The sequence below is a fragment of the Winslowiella sp. 2C04 genome, assembly GCF_050037805.1.
GTDB lineage: Bacteria > Pseudomonadota > Gammaproteobacteria > Enterobacterales > Enterobacteriaceae > Erwinia > Erwinia toletana_A.
Genome location: NZ_CP188300.1, coordinates 2816015 through 2837619 on the forward strand (window position 1 = coordinate 2816015; position 21605 = coordinate 2837619).

Genomic DNA, 21605 nt, shown 5'->3' on the forward strand with positions numbered 1-21605 from the left:
GGTTAAAAACAATAATTTAAAATAGATGTTGTTTATTGCGAATTTTCTTTACTCGATTAATTACCGTTGTTATTTTTAATAAAACCCAGGAGCAATAATATTAAGCCAGCTGGCTTAATGCATTTCATTTAAAAAGGAGCTTAAAATGACAACTCAGCCTTATACTCAGGCGCACAATTTCTTTAGCGCCGTATCCGGCGGCGTCGATCCCCGTACCGGGCTTTTTATGTTTAACTTTCCCGTTAATAATTTTCACGGTAATAATACACTCGGGCCTGTATTTCCGCTGGCATTAAGCTATTGCCCACTGGACAGCGATAACGATTATCAGCTGGGTATTGGCATGACTCTCGGGGTGAGTTGCTATAATAGCAATAGTCGTAGCCTGATCCTCAGCTCCGGCGAGCGCTTTAAAATAGTTGAAGATGATGATGAAGAAAGCCAGCCAATTATTCGCCAACAAAAAATCGACAGTGTTCATTTCAACAAAAAAGATGATGGATATACCATCACTCACAAATCAGGTCTCATCGAAGTATTAGAGCAAAAACGCAGTGGCATTTATCTGCCGGTAACAATTCATAGCCCGATGGGTTATTACGTTGAGCTGAATTGGGAAATTAGTCCATGGCATAACAGACTGCTGGATATCAGCGACAGCAGAGGAAAAACAGTCTGCATTTTTACCTATGCGGCTGAAAACGTCGAAATAACGTTATGGCCTGATACCGCCGAAGAACAAATTATTGAACTGGCGCTAAAAAATGATTATCTGACCACCATTCGCAATACCAGTGTCACTCCGGTGCTGCAATGGGATCTGGCATGGGACAACGACACCCAGATCCATGAAAAAAATGTGCTGAACCAGGTCATCAGCCCAACCAAATTGATCCAACAAGTTGAATATACCAATGGCCTGATGAAATATTCCATTGACGATGTCAGCGGTTCTTATCCGGCCGTCACTACCTATCGCCAGTCCACGGCAGACAGTTCTCATATGGAACAGATTGTCCAGACGTTCAGTTATTCAACGGAAACTAATTATCTCGGCTACGGGGAGTCCTATTCTTCTTTTGCTGAAGACGATGATAACCTTTACGGCATTCTTAACCCTTACGACTACTCTTCGGTACAGACTCTGAAGGGTGACGGCAAGACGATTGCCGATCGGGTTATCGAGCGTCACTATAATAATTATCATCTGCTGGTTTCAGAAAAACACACCCAGGCTGGCAGCAGCAATGTGGTATTGAGCGAAACAGAATATTACGCCGTCATCGGCGAAGACTTTGACGATCAACCCAATACCTTTCAATTGCCTAAACAGCAATCTTCCAGCTGGACCAATGCTGCAGGCACCTCGCGGACAGAGACTACCCGCTTTACTTATGACGCCTTCGGCAATATCACCAATAAAGTGGCCTCCGATGGCACAGAGACCCGCTATACATGGTTTCCTGCCACCGGCGTGGAAAACCTCTGTCCGGCAGAACCCAACGGATTTACCCGCTTTATGCGTCAGCAGCAGGTAACGCCGCCAGCCGATAAATATCACGACACTCCGGTATTGAAAACCGATTACCAGTATCTTCGGCTGGACAGCTGGAACAACACCGCTCCGGGCTATGCGGTACTCCAGTCACAGGTAACGCACAGTGCTGATAACCTCGTATTGTCAGTCGAGAAATTTACTTATGCCACCGCTGCGGCTCTTGAAACTGGCCGCATGAAAAGTCAGGTTGTTGACGTTCACGGCAGCGACGGCAAAGTCTATACGCACAGCAAAGCCTTCACTTTTAGCGCTGACTATACCGCCGGCACCCTTGCTCAGCAGGTCCAGATTGACACCCATGATAAATTATCCCTCATCCATAAGCGCGTTCAGTCAGTCCACTCGGGGCAGCTGCTGTCAACAACCGATGCGGCGGGTAATACTGTCAAACTGGAATACGATCCGGCGGGCCGACTGATTAGCCAGATACATCATCCGGATTTACCGGCCTACACCGCCAGGGAGAGCTGGCAATATCTGCTTAACCCCTGCGCTGAGGGATTACCTCAGGTGGTGCACACCGATACTCTTGGTAATCAAAAACGCACGACCAGCGACCCGCTTGGCCGTAAGCTGATCGATGAACTGTTTGACCGCGACAACAGCCTGGGCTGGACGCCATTCCAGCAGCATAACTACGATATTCAGGGGCGCTGTTTTCAGTCTCTGTATGCCGATACCCTGCCCTCTCATGATGATGAAGAGGATGACGCGGCTATGATTACTCAGACAATAACCCGTAGCTGGGATGACTGGGGTCAGCTGGCAGCAGAAGCGAGTAAAGACGAAAACATAGCCGGCCATCATGTAACCGACCCGGTGCTGCTCACTGCCACTCACTGGACAACTGGCGACAATAAGGCGCAAAGCACGAAGCAGGTGACTTATCACGACGCCACGTCAAAACTGCCGATCAGGGCTGATTTGCTGACGCTTGAAGAACAGGTTTACAGCTCTACCTACCAGGACTGGGATGCAGGCCGCCGTTTGCGCCAGAATACTGACGAAAACGGGCGTGTAACGCGTTATGACTATGATATTTATGGTCGGGTCATCAAAACTACCCTGCCTGACGGATCAATGATTGAAAAGCAGTATGTGCCATTTTCATCTTCAGCGCTGCCAGTGCTGATTAGCATCACTGCTCCGGGAGACAAAGAGGCCACCACGCTCGGTACCCAAAAATTTGACGGGCTCGGCCGCCTGCTTGAGACCCAAAACGGCGGCAGAAAATATCGTTATGTCTACGTCAACGACTGGCAGCAACATCCTTCCAGCGTCACCGCACCGGATGGTGCCGTACAAAACTTCACCAGCGATCCGGCACTGGGCGAGGCGCCAACACGAATTTTTGCTAACCACAATACCTGCAGCGGTAGCGTGACGCAGACATTCAGCTACAACACCAATACTGGCCAGCTTAACAGCAGTAGCGAAGGTAGCAACACCGAAAGCCAATGGTCATACTTTCCGTCTGGCCGGGTCGAAGAGAAAACCATTGATATCTTAGCTGGCGGTGATAAATCCAGTAGTTTTAAGTATTCACTGCTGGGTTCGCTGCAAAGTTCTGAAGACATCGGCGGCGAACAGCAGCTGCGCCATTACAGCCCGCAGGGTTATCTCTCCAGTATCACTACGGACCAACTGACTATTGTTCTGCAATATGATGATTTGAAGCGCTTGTCTTCATGGACCGCCACCGATTTGATCTCCAACGACACGGTAACCACAAGCGTGACGCGTGACGAACAGGGGCGCGAATCCCAGCGCTCAATGAAGTACAGCAGTGGCGAGGTGCGCACTATTAAACAGTTCTGGGGTGTAAATCATCAGCTCAGCGCTCGCCAGCATGAACTGGGCATCCACACCGAACTGGCAGAATATTTTACCTACGACAATCGTAACCGCCTGGTGGTTTTCCGCTGCGAAGGCACTCGTCTGCCACAGCTGGAGAGTGGCGAAACCTTTACGCAACAGACCTTCAGCTTTGATGCATTGAGTAATATTGTCAGCTGCGTCACTAAGCTAACCAGCGGTGATCTGCACACTACCACCTACCTGTTTGAGAATCCGGATGATCCCTGCCAGTTAACCGGGTTGCAAACTACCGTCGGTAGCGCTGATCCGACGGTTATCAAACTGAAATACGACGCCTGTGGCCGCATGACGCAGGACCAGGCTAAGCGTATTCTCAGTTATGATGCGCTTGGCCGATTACAGGGCATTGAGGGAGCCAGTGATTACAGCTACGACGCGCACAATACCCTCGTCAGCCAGAAGATCACCGCGTCGGGTGAAAATCATCGTCTTTACTATCAGGCCAGCCAGCTGGTCAACGAATGGATCACGGCTGGCGATGGACAACAGGACGCGGCCAAAGACAAAAATATTTCGCTGCGCTATGCCGCGGGTGGCAACGTAGCGGAAGTACATCATGATAAAGGTGATACAGAAGTTAACATGATCACTACCGATGCCAAACAGAGCGTGGTGACGGTAAACGATGATCGGGTAATTACCTATTCCGCCTATGGCGTCAGTGATAACGGTAATCAACTGGAAGACGATGCCGATAAAGTCACTTCAATAGCAGAATTCCACTTTGAATACCGCGATGATTCCGCGCGCTCTGCGGTAATTTACAGTAATGGCTGGAATCAGGCACCGGTTCAGGTACGATTACTGTTATGGGACAAAGATAACAAACCCGTTAAACTGAGTCAGCAGCAACTGTTGCAGGATAATCGCCTGAAGTTTTTCCTGCATGACGGTACGCAGCTGGCAATGAAGCCGATTTCTGATGGTAATAGCGGGCTGACTTACTGGAATGTCGCCGGAGATTACGACAAAGTCGTCGAATATAAAGGCTCGGTGCAATTTACCAAACCGATTACGCGCTCAATAGCGACCTTTAACACAGTAGAATTAGAGGTAGATGCCTGGTCACCAACGGCTAAGCCAATTAAAAAACTGGTGGTCAGTTATGTTATCGATGGTAAAGAAACATTAATCGCCAGCGAGTCTTACAACGCTGCGAGAGTGAACTGGAAAGCAAACTGGTGTTTGCCTGCTGGTGAAGTCACGCTGAAGGCCACGACCACCGACAGTGAAGATCAGTCAATTGTCACCACCCACCTGTTAACCATTCCTGCTCCTAAGGATAAATCGTGGGTAATTATCAATACTCCATCAAACAATGCTGAGTTTACCGCCGCTGAAAAGGTCGCGGTCAACGTCTCATTCCAGGCTAAAGAAGGCAAAAAGTTAACCGGCGTCGCATTATCCTTCGACGGTGATACCATTGAAAATATCAACGTTGATCAGAGTTTTATTAATAAAAACTATACCATCACCATGCCAGACTACACGGCACAATTAACGGCGGCTCTGTGGAGTAATGAAAATGGTGAGGAACAACGTCACAATATTTATCTTTCTGCCCTACAGGAATCCCGCCAGGTTAACAGTTCATCCGGGCAGGATGACAATGAATCGACAGCCGTAATCTATTTTGCTACCGCTGAGACAGGTAATATGTACCAGATTTATGCTCAGCTGGATTTACCGCATGTATCGGAAACCTCTAAGGATCATGAAGAATTAACGATTGAAACCTTGCAAGCTATTAACTACTCCAATACCAGCAACTGGGAAATGACCACCATTCCTGCTGCAGATAAACAGTATTTTGATGGCTACCCTAATCGTAAACAGTGTTATATCTTCTACCAGGAGTTCAGATTTATTTATACCTCTACACCTCAGGCGCTGGTTTCTGTCAAAAATACCGGCACTACCTATAGCGGTGGTTCTATGGGGGAATGGTCAAACTTCCCTCTTTTTAAACCGGTTAGTGCTTTACTCGGCCAAAAAGGGGCCGACTATAATATTAACTTCTGGACAGTTGTACCGAAGCCATATAGCGATCCTTGGCAGATGGGGTTAGCTTTCGATACCCGCTGGAATTTACATGAATATGTTTATCAGGGGGTAACATTTGAGTATGAAATGGATGCGACTTATAACTTTACTGATAAAACCATACCGCCATATCAGTATTTCTCGATCTATCGCATGCAGATATGCAGCCCTGAGCTGGGTTCGGATTTTGATCAGATGGACTGGAACAATATCAATAACAACTCTGTTGTTGAAGTGATCGATGTTTATGGCAACCATGGCACAATCACCATAAAGTATAAAGCTGACTCATTTATCCCGCTCTTTCCGTAATTAAATCACTTCCCCCCTCTGACAGAACGGAGGGGAGGAAGTCAGCAATGATAATCATCACGCCTGCAACTTAAGGAAATTAATATGAAAACATCAAATAAAAAGAATAAGAATATTTTTTTTCGCGATATACCTGAATGCATTCAGGATAACGCAGATAAAGTTAAATATATTTCTGAATTCCATTTAGAATATCGCGATGATTCTGCTCGTTCGGCAGTAATTTACAGTAATGGCAAAAATCAGGTAGCAGCGCGCGTTCGCTTGTTATTACTTGATGAACAAAAAAATCCGGTAAAAATCAGTCAAAGCGAGCTTCTGAAAGATGGGCGTCTAAAGTTTTACCATCTTGATGGAACCCGGATTGAAATGAAACCACTCTCGGATCAAAATAAAGGCCTCACTTACTGGCATCAGGCAGGAAATAACGATAAGGCAGTAACCTATAAATCGACGGTGAAATTTATTAAACCAACAACTCATGCCTTAGACGAGTATAAAGTCGTTGATATAGAGGTGTCGGCCGCAGCGCGATCCGGAACATCAATCAAAAGATTAATTATCAGCTATAAGAAATGGCAAGGTGAATGGAAAATTCATGATATGCCTTATGACACAAAATCGTTAAAAGTGTCTAAACGCTGGTTGTTTATTGCAGAGGATTTCTTACTTCAGGCTAAAGTTATTGACGACCAGAATAAGGAGTTTGTGACTACGCACGATCTTGCTATCCCAAAACCGAAAGACTACCCATGGGTAAATATCAACTATCCTGGCGAGACTGATACCTTTTCCCCCGGTGAAAAAATAAAAACCAATATTGTTTATCAGGCACATGATGACAAAACCTTAACCCGAGTATCAGTTAACGGCGAGGGAAATAATCTTAGCGGTAACACTTATGCGATTTCAGAGCAAATTTTAACCATGGACGATAGCGAGAGATTTTTGATGATCGCGACCGGAATCGCCTCTGATAGCAAAATTGCCAGCCAGAGAATGTGGGTTTACCCAAAAGAAAATCAACATAGCCTAGAGGAAATTTCACTATCTGAGACCTCCTCCCTGAAAGAGGATACCGATAATGAATCGGTTGCGGTACTGTATTTTTCCACCGCAGAAAGCATCTCAACCTGGGAGTTTTATGCCGTACTTGAACTGGCTAATGTATCTGATACAACTAAAGATAAGGAGGACCTAAAAATCGAAACCATCGAAAGCATTAATTTCTGAGATAAACGTAAAATTATTACTTAATAATATAAGAGTGACTCTTTCGACCCGGTATCCCCACCTGAAAAATGAGTTCTTTCCCAGGTTAAATCCGAGGAAAAGCAACAAATGCATATTTAAATGGAGAGAGATATGACTAAGGTGCATATAACTACTAACATTGAATACGACATGAACAGCAGGACGTTTATTTGTCGCCATCATGATGATCTTACACTCACTCATACTCAAAGCCGTTGTTTTGAAGCGTTGCTGCAAACAGAGTCGTGGCAACCGATGCATAAGGATGAATTAATCTCTCTGCTATGGGGCAAGTGCAACCGGCATTTTAATTACGAACCTGCATTGATTCAGAAGATATATCTGTTAAGAAAAGCCCTCTCCTCTATTGGCCTTAATGATATTATTATCACTATTCCGCGTTTTGGATATCAGATAAATGAAAAACATGCCAGAGAGATACGATTCAGTAAAACAGAAACGCCGCGCAAGGGTTTTATCTATGAGATGTTTGATAAAATCAGCATTCTGTTAAGAGCATAGCCCTGAATGTGACCATTACTTAAGGAGTTGTTATGCTGCCAACAACACCCTGGTATTTGACTTTAAATATTCTCAGCGATGAACATGTCCATCAGCTGTTCAATGCTTTGATTGCAGCCAGTCTGTCGATATTGTTTAACATTTATAAGGATTGCTCATGGAAACGAAGAATTTCCGAGGGAATCATCTGCGCCATGCTGGCGTGGTTTGTGGTGGACCTGTTAATGCTGCTTAATATTTCACGCGACTGGGAAACCCTCAGCAGTGTATTTATCGGCCTGTTAGGAGCCGAAGATATTCGTAAAGGGTTTAAATCTTTTTTCCGCAACTACTGGGATAAAAAGAGTTAGCACAATTAAAACATCCCGTTAGTGCTGTTTGCGACTAACGGGATAAAAAAACTGAATAAAAATAGCCAGTGAAAAATTACACCATCAAGATCAGAATAACGACAGATATCATTTAAAAGGAGTTAAAATGACATTATCTAAAAAAACGAACACCAACGGTTTTTTTCGAGAGATAGCCGAGTGCCTTCAGGATGACGCGGATAAAATTAAATATATTGCTGAATTCCACCTGGAATACCGTGACAGCACCGATCGCTCAGCGGTCATTTACAGTAATGGCTGGAACCAGCTACCGGTAAAAGTGCGCCTGTTATTATTGGATGCGGATCAAAAACCCGTAAAACTGTCTCAGGGGCAGTTGCTGAAAGATAACAGGCTGAAATTTTTTCTTAACGATGGCACTCCCGTAGCAATGAAGCCGCTGTCAGATAAAAATAGCGAATTGACTTACTGGAATATCGCCGACGATTACGCCAATGCGGTAGAGTACAAACAGGTAGTCAAGCCACCGGCCGTAAATTTTATCAAACCCGACACGCCAGATTCATTGTCAGAATATGATTTTGTCTTTATCAAGGTAGCCGCGCAGACCGGTTCTGATATTAATATAAAAAAATTGACGGTAAGTTATATTTATCGAAATAAAGAAACCGTTATCGAAGCCACAGACTATGCCAGCAACACCGTCACATGGTCAAAATACCATACCCTTCCAGCCGGGAACATTGTCTTAAAAGCCAGCGTGACGGATCAACTGGATAATACCGCCGTAGCCACTCACAACATAGTGGTCCCTTTTCCAGAGCAGGAATCCAGCATTATATTCAACCGGCCAAATAATTTACCTAACCCCAGTTCAGCCCACGCGCGCCCAGGCGATATTGTTCCGGTAAGCGTAGCCTTTCAGACTATCGAAGATGACGATATCAATTTTATTGAATTATTTGTCGACGATGAGAAAGTCGTTAGCCAGGGTGTCGATGGAACTTTCTTTGAAAAACAGTATCAATTCACCATGGCGGATAGCGCCTACACGACGGTCAAGGCTAAACTGGGCAATCAAAAACAATTCAGCTGTTTCGTTTATAATCGTGATGAGAGCCAAAATCTCAATCTCCCCTCTGATTTATCACCGGCTGCGCATCACGCAGAAGATGATAATGAATCGTTCGCTATAGTCTATTTCTCTACTGCGGAAAACAGTATGGACTATGAGATCTATGCTCAGCTGGACTTACCCGAAGTATCAGATAAAACCAAAGATCATGAACAGCTGGAAATTGAGACACTGCAGAGCATCAACTATTCCGACACCACTAACTGGAATGTGATTGCCATGCCAACATCAACTAAGCAGTATTTTGAAACTCAACGTCCGTGGACCGGAGAAGATGACACTTATTTTTGCGATCAAGAGTTTCGCTTTGAGTTTACTCCATCGCATCCTGCTTTCTTATCAATTAATAACATCGGTGTTTTGGCACCAAGATTACCGCTTTCAGATAAAACCGTGTTCAATTACAACAATGATGTCAGTGCCTTACTGCCCTGGCAAACGTTAGACGGCGCGTTTAATATTAACACCTGGTCAGTAATGAATAACGGGGAATATTATGGCTTTATGCCGGGATATGACTCTCCGACCAGCTGGGAAACGAAAGATCTGGATGTTGAACTGGTCTCTTATTTTGAAGTGGCGGGGTCCTACTTTGTGACCGATCCTGCAACACCTCCTTTTACCTGGATCTCCGTGCATCGCTCTCAGCTGACTTACTATAAAACCTATGCCGCAACCGAAAGTTACCGCTGGGGAGCGCACAACAATGACTCGGTGATTGAAGTCAGAGATCTCTATGGTAATTACGGTAAAATTACCGTGCGATATAAACCAGATAACTGGGAACCGATCTTTCCGGTAACGGAATAAACTCTGCCGAGCGTGCTCTGCTCAGGCAGCCTCACTCTTCTCTGAAGATCAAAATATCCCGTTAGCCGCAAAACAACGACTAACGGGATGAGGGATTATTTATTAAGCTGGAACAGCGACATTCCGGACATATCGCTAAAGGTCTTATACGAGGCCTGCAGCGCAGTTTGTTGCATCATGTAAGTGGAAATAGTGCTGTTGTAATCCACATCCACCAGGTCGCTCATCTGGGTGCTGTAAATCAGACTGCGGTCATCACCCAGTGAATCAAGATTATCCAGTTCACTGAGTTGCGTGCCCAGCTCCGAGCGAACCGTCAGTACATTGTTCAGCGAGTTCCGCAAGCCGCGGTTAGTTTTATCAATTGCCGCGCTAAAGTCGGCCTTTGTCGCTTCATCTGCCCCTTCCTGTGGCGTACGCAAAGCGGTAATGGCGCTATCAAGCATGTTGAACAGGCTGGTCTCGCTGCTGCTGCCGTCAGGTTCTTTCACCGAGTTACCGGTGATCGCCATAAAAACGCTATTCCCGGTATGACTTACCGTCATGGTGCGGCTGGCATCGACTTTTTGCGTGATGGCATCATTGCCACCGACATAGCTGACGCTACCGTTGCTGTCGTCAAAGGGTGGCGTATCGCTTTTATAGCCAGCAAAAATATAGCGGCCATTACCATCGGTGGTATTGGCCATATTCAGCAACTGCGCACGAATACCTTCCAGCTGAGTAGCCAGTGAGCCGCGATCATCGTCGCTCAGCGTGCCGGTGCCAGCATTAACCATCAGCTGCTGGGCATCCTGAATGCTACTGGTAACGCTGGAAAGTGTATTCTCTTCCAGCGAGATATTCTGCGTAGCAAAGGTGCGCGCCAGTGAATACTGGCTGTTTTGCGCCTGAGACTGCGCCAGCACTACCGCACGCGACGCAGCAATCGGATCGTCCGAGGGGTTAATCACGCGTTTGCCCGTAGAGAGCTGTTCGCCCGCCTTCATCCAGGATGACTGGGCATCCGAAATGCCCTTCATTTGCTGGCTATACATCATGCTGGTACTGAGTCGCACGGTCGTTAATCCTTATTCAATTCAATCAACCACGAATGCCAATCAGCGCGTTAAAAATCGCTGAGGCGGTTTGCAGAACCTGCGCATTCGCCATGTAATACTGTTGAAACTGCTGCAGCGCGCCATATTCTTCATCGAGGTTGACGCCTGAAACCGACTGCTGACGATTACTCAACTGCGTCACCAGATTATCCTGGGTAGCACTGGTGGTTTTCAGCGCGCTGGTGTTGTTACCCACTTCACTCACCAGACTGGCATACGCCTGGCTCAGGGTGCTGTTACCGTTCACCACTTTTTTGGTCTGTAAATCCAGCAGCTTCTGAGCATTACGGTTATCACTGGCACCGCCCGCTTCTGCGGCGGCGGCAATTTTGGCCTCATCGGTAATGACCACATCCATATTCACCACCGCATTGGCGACCGGCTTCACGGTAAAACTGTCTTTCGCGCCAGGCGTACCACTGATGTTGACCTGCAGTCCATCAAAACTGAGCGTTGGCTGACCACTGTCCGGGTCCGTACCTGCGGTCGCCTTGACGCTGGTGTTATCTGACAGGCGCGTAACGTTCCAGTTTGATCCGTCGTAACTGACATTGTAATCAGTGGCCTGCACCGCACTGCTGTCCTTCAGCTGCGCGCTGAGCGTGGTCGCCGAGCTATTTTTGCTGTTACTGATGACCGTCGGACCACCGAAGCTGAAGAAGTCTTTACCCGCATCGCCATTGCTGTCGACGCCGGCTTTGTGCTGACTGTTAAAGCTGTCAGCAAATGTCATTGCCAGCTGGCCAAGACGATTGCGCGCCGCATCCAGATTCTCACTGCGGAAACTCAACAGGCCGCCCAGTGAACCACTGGCGATCAATTTTTCCGGGATCTCGACATTACCCGCCTTTGCATCAACGTAGCCGACCGTGGTGCGGGAGGGATCACTGCTGGATGCCATTGCCACCAACTGACTGGCGTTAGCGCCGTTGACCAGCGAAGTACCGTTCGCTAATGACAGGTTATAGCTGCCATCCTGCTGCGATACCGTCACACCCACCAGCTTATTCAGCTCGTTAACCAGCTGATCGCGCTGATCGAGCATACCGTTGGGTTCAGCACCGGCACCTGCGCCGGTCAGCTTACTGATTTGCTGATTAAGGTTGGCAATCTGTCTGGCATAGCCATTAATCTGGTCAACGCTGGCTGAGATCGAGGTATTGACGCTGCTATCCATACTGCGCAGGTACTGATCGGTCACCTGAAACTGATTCACCAGCCCATCGGCCTTACCCAACAGCGTCTGACGCGCAGAAGGATCGTCTGCGTTACTGACCACATTCTGCAGATTGGTGAAAAAGTCTTGCAGGGTACTGGACAGATTACTGGACGATGTCGACAGCATATTATCTATATTCGATATTTGCTGATACTGAGTACTGGTGGCACTACTTTGTGCGCTGGCACCGCGCAACTGCGCGGTAATAAACGCATCATACTCGCGATTGACACCGGTCACCGTTACGCCGTTGCCGTAATAACTGCCGCCATTAAGAGTGCTTTGTGCCTGTGCCAGAATCGCTGTCTGACGCGAATAACCGGCAACGTTGTAGTTACTGATATTATTACCGGTAGTGCTTAACGCCGCCTGCGCAGCGCTCAAACCGCTCATGGCGGAGTTAATTAAACTGGACATGTCGGTTCCTTATTATCCCGCACAATCTTCGGGCCGGCATTGAATAAAACGATTGCCGGAGTGCGTATTTCACTGCACCCGGCCTGTCAGGGTTATCGGCGTTTTACCGCAAAACTTGAGTAGAAATTCAGAACAATTTCGTTAAATCGCTGCTGTAAGCTTTAACCACTTTTTCGCCCATGCTCCTGAATTGCTGAATCATTCCTGTCAGTTTTTGCGCATATTTCGGATCGGTAGCGTAGCCTGCGGCCTGCAAGGCCTGCGCGCCCTGTTCGGCAGTTTGCGCGCTGGCAACGGCGGCATAGCGGGGATTATTAGTGATCAATTTAACGTAATCGTTTAATGCTTCGGCGTAAGAGTTGTAGACGCGAAAGCTGGCCTTCACTTTTTTCGCTACGCCATGCTCATATTCGGTGGTGGTAATCTCGGTTTTATCGCCCTGCCAGCTGCTGTTGGCTTTGATACCAAACAGGTTGAAGCTTGGCTTGCCGTCACGGGTCAGGATCTGACGCTGGCCCCAGCCAGACTCCAGTGCCGCCTGCGCCAGAATCAGATGGTGTGGAATACCACTTTCAGCGCTGGCCTGCTGCGCCGGTTGTGCCAGTCGGGCAATAAATTCGCTGCTGTCACCACTTAGCGGCACTGCCGTTGTCGGTATTTTCGGCAGCGCGCGGCGCACCCTCTGTTCCAGTTCGACGGCCGGCAGCGTATTGATAAAGCTCTTATCCAGCGGCATCGGCAGCGTACCGGCAGACTCGTCCGGCTTTGCTGCCGGACTCATCTGCCTGACGATGGTGTCGGCGAGGCCGAGCCCTTTCGCGCCAATCTGCTGCGCAATCTGCTGATCGTACATTGAGGTGTACATCCGCGTTTGTTCAGTACTGAGCATGCCATCCTGCGGCAGCGCCTGCCGCATACTTTTCAGCATCATCTGCACAAACATCCCTTCCACCTGTTTCGCCACCTGTAACGCTTTTCCCTTCGGATCGTGACTCGCCTGGCGTTTCAGATCGTTAAGCGACTGGCTGTCATACGCCGCGCTCATCAGCGATTGCGATTGATTCATCAGTCAATTTCCAGTCTGGCGCGCAGACAGCCGGCGCTCTGCATCGATTGCAGAATCGACATCAGCTCCATTGGCGTTGCCCCCAGCGCATTCAGCGCCCGCACAACATTATTCAGATTGGCGCTGGCACTCACCCGCTGTAATGCGCCACCTTCCTGACGCAGATCGATCTGAGTTTGTGGCGTCACCACCGTCTGGCCGCCACCAAACGGCGTATCCGGCTGATTAACGTCCAGCGACCGGTTCACCGTGACCGACAGATTACCCTGCGCGATGGCACAGGTGCTGAGCGTCACTTCGCGGTTCATTACCACCGAACCGGTGCGTGAGTTGATGATCACTTTGGCATCCTGAATCGGAACAGACACCTCAATATTCTGGATATCCGCCAGCAGGCGTACCTGTGAGCTGTTATGCGCCGAGGTTCTGATCTGCACGGTACGCGCATCCAGCGCTTGCGCCGCCGCGTAACCACTGCGGCTGTTTATCGCATCGGTAATGCGCTGCGCCATACTGAAGTCTTCTTCATTCAGTTGCAGATTGATCACGTTGGCGGTGCCAAAATTGGTTGGCAGTTCACGTTCAATGGTCGCGCCACCGCTAATGCGTCCGCCGTTGAGCTGATTCACCTGAACGCTGCTGCCTCCGGCGGCGACACCGGCACCGCCGACCAGGATATTGCCCTGCGCCAGCGCATACACCTGGTTATCGACCCCTTTCAGCGGCGTCATCAGCAGCGTGCCGCCGCGCAGGCTTTTCGCATTCCCCATTGATGAAACCACCACGTCGATCTGCTGCCCCTGGCGGCCAAACGCCGGCAGTTTGGCGGTGATCATCACCGCCGCGACGTTTTTCAGCTGCATATTGGTGCCCGGTGGCACGGTAATTCCAAGCTGTGACAGCATGTTATTCAGCGACTGAGTGGTGAACGGCGTCTGCATGGTCTGATCGCCGGTGCCATCCAGCCCGACCACCAGGCCATAACCGATCAGTGAGTTATCGCGCACGCCCTGCACGCTGGTCAGATCGCGGATTCGATCGGCAGACGCCAGCGAACTGACGGCAAGCAGCAGGAAAAATGCCGCGCGAAGAATAAGTGATTTACGCATTACTACCTCTTACATCGGTGACGCATTCAGGAAGAATCGTTGCAGCCAGCCCATATTCTGCGCCTCATTGATATAGCCGTTACCGACATACTCAATTCGCGCATCGGCAACCTGGGTAGAGACTACCGAGTTACTGCCGCTAATGGTGCGCGGGTTAACCACACCGGAGAAACGAATAAATTCCGTGCCCTGGTTAATGGCAATTTGCTTCTCACCCACCACTTTCAGATTGCCGTTAGGCAGCAGCTGATTGACGGTCACCGTAATGGTGCCGGTAAATGTGTTATTGGCTGACGCGCCGCCTTTCCCGGCAAAGTCATTTTTGCCTTCACCGGCCAGCGCGGTTTTATCCCCGCCCAGCAGCCCGGTCAGTGCGCGCGGCACCGCGGTCAGGCCGACGGCTGAACTGCCATCGCGGCTGGCGTTAGCCGAAGAACTTTTACTGGCGCTGACGTTTTCCTGTAACGTAATGGTCAGGGTATCGCCAATATTGCGCGGGCGGCGATCCTCGAACAGCGGCTGGTAGCCGTAGTTCATTGGCATGACGCCCTGAAAAATCGAACCGTTAACCGTCGGTGGCGATGCGGGCAGCGGCTGCGCCGTTGTCGAGCCTTCCACCAGAGGCGTGCGCGGAACTAAGGCACAACCGTTGAGGGTCAGCAGCACAGTTGCCACTAACCAACGTCCAGGCTTGTTATCTGATTGCTTCGCCACGGAATCACTACCTTTTAAAAGTCGGTTATGAAGGCGGACTGACGCCCGCCCTTACTACACCTTCAGCGGCGTTACAGCTGCGTCAGTTTCTGCAACATCTGATCGGAGGTGCTGATCGCCTTGCTGTTAATTTCATAGGCGCGCTGGGTCTGAATCATGCTGACCAGCTCTTCAGCAACATTGACGTTAGAGGTTTCCACATAGCCCTGATACAGCAAACCAGCACCGTTCAGGCCAGGAGTACTGTCGGTTGGCGCGCCTGATGCCTGAGTCTCCTGATACAGGTTCTCACCGACGCTTTCCAGACCGGCATCATTGATAAAGGTACTCAGGGTTAACTGCCCGACCTGTACCGGCTGGGTTTGCCCTTGCTGGGTTACACTGACGGTGCCGTCGCGACCAATGGTCATGCTCAGGGCATTGGCCGGAATGGTAATGGCAGGCTGGATCGGAAAACCGCCGTTCGTCACCAGCTGACCATTCTGGTCAGTCTGGAATGAACCATCGCGGGTATAAGCCAGCGAACCGTCCGGCATCTGCACCTGGAAAAAGCCCTGGCCATTAATCGCCACATCTTTAGACGAATCGGTCTGCGACAGGTTGCCCTGGCTGTGCAGACGCTCGGTGGCGACCGGACGCACGCCAGTACCGATCTGTAAACCGGACGGCAGCGTGGTCTGTTCGGAGGACTGCGCCCCAGGCTGACGCAACGTCTGGTACATCAGATCTTCAAATACCGCACGCTGGCGTTTAAAGCCGTTGGTGCTGACGTTCGCCAGGTTGTTGGCGATGACGTCCATATTGGTCTGCTGGGCATCGAGGCCGGTTTTGGCTATCCATAAAGAACGAATCATGTTTTTTTCCTCTGTCCTTAACTGCTCATGTTAAGGATCTGGTTCGCGCGCTGTTCGTTTTCGTCGACGCTGGAAATCACCTTCATTTGCATCTCGAAACGGCGTGCGTTGGCGATCATATCGACCATAGTTTCTACCGGCTTGACGTTACTGCCCTCCAGCACTCCAGGCATCACTTTCACCGTCGGGTCGTTTTGCAGCACCGCGCCACGCTGCTGCTGGGCGCTGGCGGTGAGACGAAACATCCCGTCGTCACCGCGCGTTACTTCCTGCGCATCGGCTTTTACCAGCTTCAGTCGCCCGAGCTGTACCGTGGCGTTAGGCGGATCGCCCGGATTCAGCGCGGTAATCGAACCGTCGGCCGCAATAGTGATTTCGGCATTTTGTGGAATAGCAATTGGCCCGCCGTCACCCATCACCAGGTTGCCCTGGATAGTCAGCTCGCCGGTCGGACTGATCTGCATATTGCCGTTGCGGGTATAGGCTTCGCTGCCGTCAGCGGCCTGCACCGCCAGCCAGCCATCCTGCTGCACCGCAACATCCAGCGGGCGCTCGGTGTAATCCATGCTGCCCTGTGACATATCAGCACCCGGCGTTGATGCCGTGACCAGCGTACGGGTGGGTAACGACATCCCTTCGACCGGCACGGCGCGCAGCGCATTGAGCTGTGCACGAAAACCCGGCGTCGCGGCGTTGGCGAGGTTGCTGGCGGTAACCGCCTGCTGATTGAGCGTCTGACTGGCAGCGCCCATCGCGGTATATATCGCGTGATCCATAAGGCAATCCCGTTAGCGCATCAACGCAGGTTAACCAGCGTATTCAGGATCTGATCCTGCGTTTTAATCGTCTGGGCATTCGACTGGTAGTTACGCTGGGCGACAATCATGTTCACCAGCTCTTTACTCAAATCGACGTTGGAAGACTCCAGTGCGCCCGCAGTCAGGGTGCCGAGATTACCGGTACCGGCGAGGCCCAGCAGTGGCTGGCCCGATGCGTCACTGGATGCCCAGACGTTATCGCCTTTTGAAGAGAGGCCTTCCGGATTGGCGAAGTTAGCCAGTGCGATCTGACCAAGCAGCTGGCTTTTTTCGTTGGAGTAATTGCCAACCACGGTGCCATCATCGTTAATCTGATAACTGGTCAGCTCGCCAGGTTTGTAACCATCCTGAGACGGATTACCAAAGGTATTTGCGCCGGTGTTCTGCTGCATACTGTTCAGAAAACTGAGATTAAATGTCTGCGCGTCAGAACCGCTTAATTCGCCCATATTGATTTGATGAACCGCGTCAGAAGTCATCACGCCGTTAGAATTAAAGGTCATGTTAAACGCGGTAGTTTCAGTGCCGGTGCTGCTGTCAACCGGATGAACTGACCAGCTATTGTCTGCAGTGCTGCTCTTGACGAAGTAGAGGTCAATGGTGTGCGCATTGCCGAGCGAATCGAAGGTGGTTACCGTGCTTTTTGCATTGAAACTGGCACTGTCAGCGGCATTAAAAGGCGTTACGCCTGGCGCGGTGGACGTGGAATTCAGGTTCGCGACCAGTGAAGCTGTCTGGGTCGCTTTCGCCGTCATCTGCGTCGTGGGCACGCTTAGCGTAACCGGATCGGCACCGGTCTGAATGGTTGGCGGGCTGCCTGCTGCCGGATAACCGGTCAGTGCCAGTCCCTGCATATTGACGATATTACGCTGGGCATCCAGCGTGAACTGACCATTACGACTGTAATAAACCGCGCCGCTGCTGTCCGCCATGCGGAAGAAACCCTGCTGGTTGATGGCCACATCAAGGCCACGGCTGGTGGTGGTTGGCGTGCCGTCATTAAAGTCCTGGATAACACCGGCAACTTTCACGCCCATACCGACCTTCGAACCGGCAAACATATCGGCGAAAGCGACGGTGCTGGATTTAAAACCTGAGGTAGCGGAGTTAGCGATATTGTTACCGATGACGTCGAGATTGCTGGCCGCCGCATTTAAGCCGCTGACCGCCTGGGAAAATGCCATGTGTCACTCCTGAGAAGGATAATAATTATGATGATTAAATAATCTGGCGGATCGCATCGAGCCTGGTGGTGCCCATGGTGCCCAGATCTAAAATTGCCCCGCTGGCATCGGCTGTGACACCGTTTACTAAGGCATAATTGAGTGGCTGGGCCACCAGCTGATCCGCGCCATTGCTGGCCGCCAGCGTAAAGCTGTATTTGCCGTCCGGCGCGGTGGTGCCATCGGTCAGCGTGCCGTCCCAGCTAAAGGTATGAACACCGGCGGTCTGGCTGCCTAAATCGAGGGTGCGCACTACGCTGCCACTGGCATCTCTGATGGTGACGGTGGTTTTATCCGCCGCGTTTGCCAGCTCAAATCCAAATGGCGTGGTCTGTCCACTGCCTGCCAGAATCTGCGATCCGGTCACCATCACGCCGTGGCCAATCAGCGCCGAAGCCTGTAATGACTGGTTGCTGTTAATCTGGCCAGAGATAGAACCGAGGGTGGTGTTCAGCTTCTCAATCCCGCTGACGGTATTGATCTGCGCCAGCTGAGTGGTCAGCTCGTTATTTTCCATCGGGTTGGTCGGATCCTGATTTTTAAGCTGGGTGACCAGCAGCGTCAGGAAGTTGCTTTGCAGGTCGGACGCACTGCTGGCGGTCGAACTGCTGCTGATACTGGTATTATCCAGTGACTGATTAACGTTAACTGCAATGCCCACTGCGCTTCTCCGTTATTGACCCATGGTCAGCGTTTTCATCATCATCGATTTGACGGTGTTGAGGACTTCGACATTGGCCTGGTAGCTGCGCGAGGCAGACAAGGTATTAACCGTTTCGCCTACCACGTCGACGTTGGGCATCCTGACGTAGCCCCTGGCATCAGCCATCGGGTTGCCGGGCTGATACACCAGTTTGGCTGGCGTCGGATCGTCAATCACCTGCGCCACTTTCACACCGCCGGTCGCCTGACCGGGTGCCGCGTTAACCTGAAAAACCACCTGCTTCGCCACATAGGGCTGTCCATCCGGACCGGTAACGCTATCGGCGTTGGCAAGGTTGCTGGCACTGACGTTCATGCGCTGTGACTGTGCCGCCATCGCCGAACCGGCGATATCAAAAATATTGAGAAGTGCCATAACTTATTGCCCCTGAAGGACGTTCATCATCCCTTTAATCTGGCCGCTGATAAGCGTCAGATCGGTCTGGTATTTCAGGCTGTTGTCTGCAAACTGTGTACGTTCACGGTCCATATCCACCGTATTGCCATCCATCGCGGGCTGGTCAGGAATGCGGTACATCAGATCGAGTGAAGGCGGTTGCAGATTCTGCACCGGAATATGACGTGCCGACGTCAGCGCCAGCGACAGTCCTGAACCCTGCGCACGACCCTGTTCAAGCGCACGTTTCAGTTCGCTGGAAAAATCAATATCACGCGCCTGATAGCCAGGCGTGTCGGCGTTGGCGATGTTGGACGCCAGGATCTCCTGACGCTGGGCCCGCAGGTTTAACGCTTCGGTGCCAAAACGCAGAGCCGCGTCCAGTTTGTCGAGCATGTTTCCTCCGCAAGTGAGAATTTCGAGCGGACAGGATAAGCGCGCAAGGGGAAGGGCTATCGAATGAATAGCGCTAAAAAGCGTCGCTATATTCCGGCTTGGGCTAATGCGCAGGCGAGTAGAATCAGTGCCATATTGGGAAATGGGGAGCGGATAATGCGTAGCGCAACGCCTCTGCTGGTGGGCTTGTTCGGCCTGTTCAGCCTTCAGACACCGGCTGCGGATTTAACCGCGCAGCTAAATCAGTTTTTCAAAGCACGCGATGCACAACATGCTGACAGTATGCAAGTGGTGCTTCGCACCCCTGCCGCACAGTGGCCACCCTGTGAAACCCCGCACTTTTCGCTGCCGGGCAACAGCCGCCCGTGGGGCAATATCAGCGTGGCGGCAAATTGTGGCCAGCAGCGCCGTTATTTACAGGTGCAGGTGCAGGTCAGCGGCCAGTACGTAGTGGCAGCACGTCAGGTCACGCGGGGAACCACGTTAGCCAGTGCCGATCTTCAGTTAATGCGCGGCCGTCTTGATACCCTGCCAGCACGCGCAGTGCTCAATCCACAGCAAGCGATTGACGCCATCAGCGTGCGCGATATCCCGCCGGGACAAGCGGTTACGCTATCGATGGTGCGCCAGCCATGGCGAGTTAAAGCCGGGCAGAATGTGATGGTCATTGCGCAGGGAGAAGGCTTTAATGCCAGCGGCGAAGGACGCGCGCTCAATAATGCTGTCGTCGCGCAGTCGGTACGCGTCAGGATGGGAAATGGTCAGATAGTTAACGGGAAAGTCGCTGCTGATGGGAATGTTCTGATAACGTTATAAACCCCTAAAGCCGGTGCTTTATCTGCCGATAATAAAATTAACATACAGAGTATTATTAGAAAATATTTCGCCTGAACCCACAGGAGTCAGATTATGAGCATCGACAGAACGCAAGCAGTTAACCCGGTCAGCACTGTCCAGCCACGTGAAACTCACGACGCTGGCATCAGCAAACTGCGCCCAAGCGAAATGGTCAAAACCAGCGAAGCCGGCACTCAGGTGAAACTCAGCGACGCCCAGTCTCAACTGATGAAGCCAGGCAGCGAAGACATTAACGTTGCCCGCGTTGAGCAGTTGAAAACGGCCATTCGCAACGGCGAACTGAAAATGGACAGCAGTAAAATTGCCGATGCGCTGATCCAGCAAACCAAAGACGATCTGCAGAGAAAATAACCGTTATGAACGCATTACTGACCGCACTGGATAAAATGCTGGAAGTGCTTTCGTCACTGGCGAAAGTCATGGACGCCGAGCAGCAGCAGCTCTCTGCCGGTCAGCTCAACAGCAACCTACTTCAGCAAATTACCGAAGATAAAAGTTCGTTACTGAACACCCTGAGCTACCTTGATGAAATGCGGCGTCAGGCAGAAAAACAGGCTGACTTATCTGCGCCCTATCCTGCTCAGGCGGCACTGGCCGAGCGCTGGGAGACCATCCAGCAGCGCACCGTGAAATTGCATAACACCAATCAGCACAGCGGCCTGCTGCTCAACCAGCAAATAGCCTACAATGAGCAGGCGCTCGCGCTGTTGAAACCTCACCAGTCACAGGCGTTTTATGGCCCGGATGGACAGACGTTGAGCCCTTTTGGCCGCCGTAAAATCTGAACCCCCAGCCAGCACGAAAGCCGATAACAGCTCCCGTAAAAAAATTCCGCTATGCAGGCGCGGCGACCTCACCGCGCCTGCCGGCAATTTGCCTCTGGCGTGA

General features: G+C 50.6%; 19 protein-coding genes. 8 read left to right on the forward strand and 11 right to left on the reverse strand.

Going from position 1 to position 21605, the window contains the following annotated elements; translation table 11 throughout:
• Positions 1-145 precede the first annotated feature (145 nt).
• From ACP3TC_RS12620 to ACP3TC_RS12640, 5 genes are all read left to right on the forward strand, one after another.
• Positions 146-5791, forward strand: coding sequence for a hypothetical protein (locus ACP3TC_RS12620; protein ID WP_426816572.1), 5646 nt, complete (start codon positions 146-148; stop codon positions 5789-5791).
• 84 nt (positions 5792-5875) lie between these two features.
• Complete coding sequence (locus ACP3TC_RS12625) at positions 5876-7024, forward strand: hypothetical protein (RefSeq protein WP_426816573.1); 1149 nt, start codon at positions 5876-5878, stop codon at positions 7022-7024.
• Positions 7025-7156: 132 nt separating this feature from the next.
• On the forward strand, positions 7157-7567 hold the full coding sequence (locus tag ACP3TC_RS12630) for a winged helix-turn-helix domain-containing protein (protein WP_313857017.1): 411 nt from the start codon (positions 7157-7159) through the stop codon (positions 7565-7567).
• Between the two features lie 32 nt (positions 7568-7599).
• Positions 7600-7917: a phage holin, lambda family gene (locus ACP3TC_RS12635; RefSeq protein WP_313857016.1), complete on the forward strand. Its 318-nt coding sequence runs from the start codon at positions 7600-7602 to the stop codon at positions 7915-7917.
• A 301-nt stretch (positions 7918-8218) separates the two neighbouring features.
• Positions 8219-9844, forward strand: coding sequence for a hypothetical protein (locus tag ACP3TC_RS12640; RefSeq protein ID WP_426816574.1), 1626 nt, complete (start codon positions 8219-8221; stop codon positions 9842-9844).
• Positions 9845-9939: 95 nt separating this feature from the next.
• Here the strand turns inward: ACP3TC_RS12640 and flgL are convergent, their stop codons facing one another.
• The 11 genes from flgL to flgB all read right to left on the reverse strand — a co-directional run bounded on the left by flgL (position 9940) and on the right by flgB (position 19859).
• The gene (gene flgL / locus ACP3TC_RS12645; RefSeq protein ID WP_426816575.1) at positions 9940-10902 is read right to left on the reverse strand and encodes a flagellar hook-associated protein FlgL; all 963 of its coding nucleotides are present in this window, start codon (positions 10900-10902) and stop codon (positions 9940-9942) included.
• 25 nt (positions 10903-10927) lie between these two features.
• A complete protein-coding gene (flgK, locus tag ACP3TC_RS12650) occupies positions 10928-12580 on the reverse strand; it encodes a flagellar hook-associated protein FlgK (protein WP_426816576.1) in 1653 nt (550 codons plus the stop codon).
• Positions 12581-12707: 127 nt separating this feature from the next.
• A complete protein-coding gene (flgJ, locus tag ACP3TC_RS12655; protein WP_426816577.1) occupies positions 12708-13646 on the reverse strand; it encodes a flagellar assembly peptidoglycan hydrolase FlgJ in 939 nt (312 codons plus the stop codon).
• On the reverse strand, positions 13646-14755 hold the full coding sequence (locus ACP3TC_RS12660) for a flagellar basal body P-ring protein FlgI (protein WP_426816578.1): 1110 nt from the start codon (positions 14753-14755) through the stop codon (positions 13646-13648). Before ACP3TC_RS12660 ends, flgJ begins: the two co-directional genes overlap by 1 nt.
• A gap of 9 nt (positions 14756-14764) precedes the next feature.
• Positions 14765-15469, reverse strand: a complete 705-nt coding sequence (locus tag ACP3TC_RS12665; protein WP_313857009.1) for a flagellar basal body L-ring protein FlgH — start codon at positions 15467-15469, stop codon at positions 14765-14767.
• Between the two features lie 71 nt (positions 15470-15540).
• Positions 15541-16323, reverse strand: a complete 783-nt coding sequence (gene flgG, locus ACP3TC_RS12670) for a flagellar basal-body rod protein FlgG (protein ID WP_052897830.1) — start codon at positions 16321-16323, stop codon at positions 15541-15543.
• 17 nt (positions 16324-16340) lie between these two features.
• Entirely contained in the window at positions 16341-17099 is a 759-nt protein-coding gene (locus tag ACP3TC_RS12675; protein ID WP_313857007.1) for a flagellar basal body rod protein FlgF, read from the reverse strand.
• 20 nt (positions 17100-17119) lie between these two features.
• The gene (flgE, locus tag ACP3TC_RS12680; protein ID WP_313857006.1) at positions 17120-18325 is read right to left on the reverse strand and encodes a flagellar hook protein FlgE; all 1206 of its coding nucleotides are present in this window, start codon (positions 18323-18325) and stop codon (positions 17120-17122) included.
• Between the two features lie 34 nt (positions 18326-18359).
• Positions 18360-19025 carry a flagellar hook assembly protein FlgD gene (gene flgD, locus ACP3TC_RS12685; protein WP_313857004.1) on the reverse strand — a complete coding sequence of 222 codons (666 nt, stop codon included), beginning with the start codon at positions 19023-19025 and terminating at the stop codon, positions 18360-18362.
• 12 nt (positions 19026-19037) lie between these two features.
• Positions 19038-19442 (reverse strand): flagellar basal body rod protein FlgC, encoded by a 405-nt coding sequence (gene flgC / locus ACP3TC_RS12690; RefSeq protein ID WP_313857003.1) that lies wholly within the window; start codon positions 19440-19442, stop codon positions 19038-19040.
• A 3-nt stretch (positions 19443-19445) separates the two neighbouring features.
• The gene (gene flgB / locus ACP3TC_RS12695) at positions 19446-19859 is read right to left on the reverse strand and encodes a flagellar basal body rod protein FlgB (protein ID WP_313857002.1); all 414 of its coding nucleotides are present in this window, start codon (positions 19857-19859) and stop codon (positions 19446-19448) included.
• 156 nt (positions 19860-20015) lie between these two features.
• Here flgB and flgA point away from each other — a divergent pair, with 156 nt between their 5' ends.
• The 3 genes from flgA to flgN all read left to right on the forward strand — a co-directional run bounded on the left by flgA (position 20016) and on the right by flgN (position 21502).
• On the forward strand, positions 20016-20675 hold the full coding sequence (flgA, locus tag ACP3TC_RS12700) for a flagellar basal body P-ring formation chaperone FlgA (protein WP_426816579.1): 660 nt from the start codon (positions 20016-20018) through the stop codon (positions 20673-20675).
• Between the two features lie 93 nt (positions 20676-20768).
• Positions 20769-21068, forward strand: a complete 300-nt coding sequence (gene flgM, locus ACP3TC_RS12705; protein ID WP_313857000.1) for a flagellar biosynthesis anti-sigma factor FlgM — start codon at positions 20769-20771, stop codon at positions 21066-21068.
• 5 nt (positions 21069-21073) lie between these two features.
• Entirely contained in the window at positions 21074-21502 is a 429-nt protein-coding gene (flgN, locus tag ACP3TC_RS12710) for a flagellar export chaperone FlgN (RefSeq protein WP_313856999.1), read from the forward strand.
• The last annotated feature ends 103 nt before the right edge of the window (positions 21503-21605 follow it).

What these genes read in the sequence shown, in the direction of transcription:
- ACP3TC_RS12620 (WP_426816572.1), top strand. Translation starts at nt 146, where the DNA reads ATGACAACTCAGCCTTATACTCAGGCGCACAATTTCTTTAGCGCCGTA.
- ACP3TC_RS12625 (WP_426816573.1), top strand. Translation starts at nt 5,876, where the DNA reads ATGAAAACATCAAATAAAAAGAATAAGAATATTTTTTTTCGCGATATA.
- ACP3TC_RS12630 (WP_313857017.1), top strand. Translation starts at nt 7,157, where the DNA reads ATGACTAAGGTGCATATAACTACTAACATTGAATACGACATGAACAGC.
- ACP3TC_RS12635 (WP_313857016.1), top strand. Translation starts at nt 7,600, where the DNA reads ATGCTGCCAACAACACCCTGGTATTTGACTTTAAATATTCTCAGCGAT.
- flgK (WP_426816576.1), bottom strand. Translation starts at nt 12,580, where the DNA reads ATGTCCAGTTTAATTAACTCCGCCATGAGCGGTTTGAGCGCTGCGCAG.
- flgJ (WP_426816577.1), bottom strand. Translation starts at nt 13,646, where the DNA reads ATGAATCAATCGCAATCGCTGATGAGCGCGGCGTATGACAGCCAGTCG.
- ACP3TC_RS12660 (WP_426816578.1), bottom strand. Translation starts at nt 14,755, where the DNA reads ATGCGTAAATCACTTATTCTTCGCGCGGCATTTTTCCTGCTGCTTGCC.
- flgG (WP_052897830.1), bottom strand. Translation starts at nt 16,323, where the DNA reads ATGATTCGTTCTTTATGGATAGCCAAAACCGGCCTCGATGCCCAGCAG.
- ACP3TC_RS12675 (WP_313857007.1), bottom strand. Translation starts at nt 17,099, where the DNA reads ATGGATCACGCGATATATACCGCGATGGGCGCTGCCAGTCAGACGCTC.
- flgE (WP_313857006.1), bottom strand. Translation starts at nt 18,325, where the DNA reads ATGGCATTTTCCCAGGCGGTCAGCGGCTTAAATGCGGCGGCCAGCAAT.
- flgC (WP_313857003.1), bottom strand. Translation starts at nt 19,442, where the DNA reads ATGGCACTTCTCAATATTTTTGATATCGCCGGTTCGGCGATGGCGGCA.
- flgB (WP_313857002.1), bottom strand. Translation starts at nt 19,859, where the DNA reads ATGCTCGACAAACTGGACGCGGCTCTGCGTTTTGGCACCGAAGCGTTA.
- flgA (WP_426816579.1), top strand. Translation starts at nt 20,016, where the DNA reads ATGCGTAGCGCAACGCCTCTGCTGGTGGGCTTGTTCGGCCTGTTCAGC.
- flgM (WP_313857000.1), top strand. Translation starts at nt 20,769, where the DNA reads ATGAGCATCGACAGAACGCAAGCAGTTAACCCGGTCAGCACTGTCCAG.
- flgN (WP_313856999.1), top strand. Translation starts at nt 21,074, where the DNA reads ATGAACGCATTACTGACCGCACTGGATAAAATGCTGGAAGTGCTTTCG.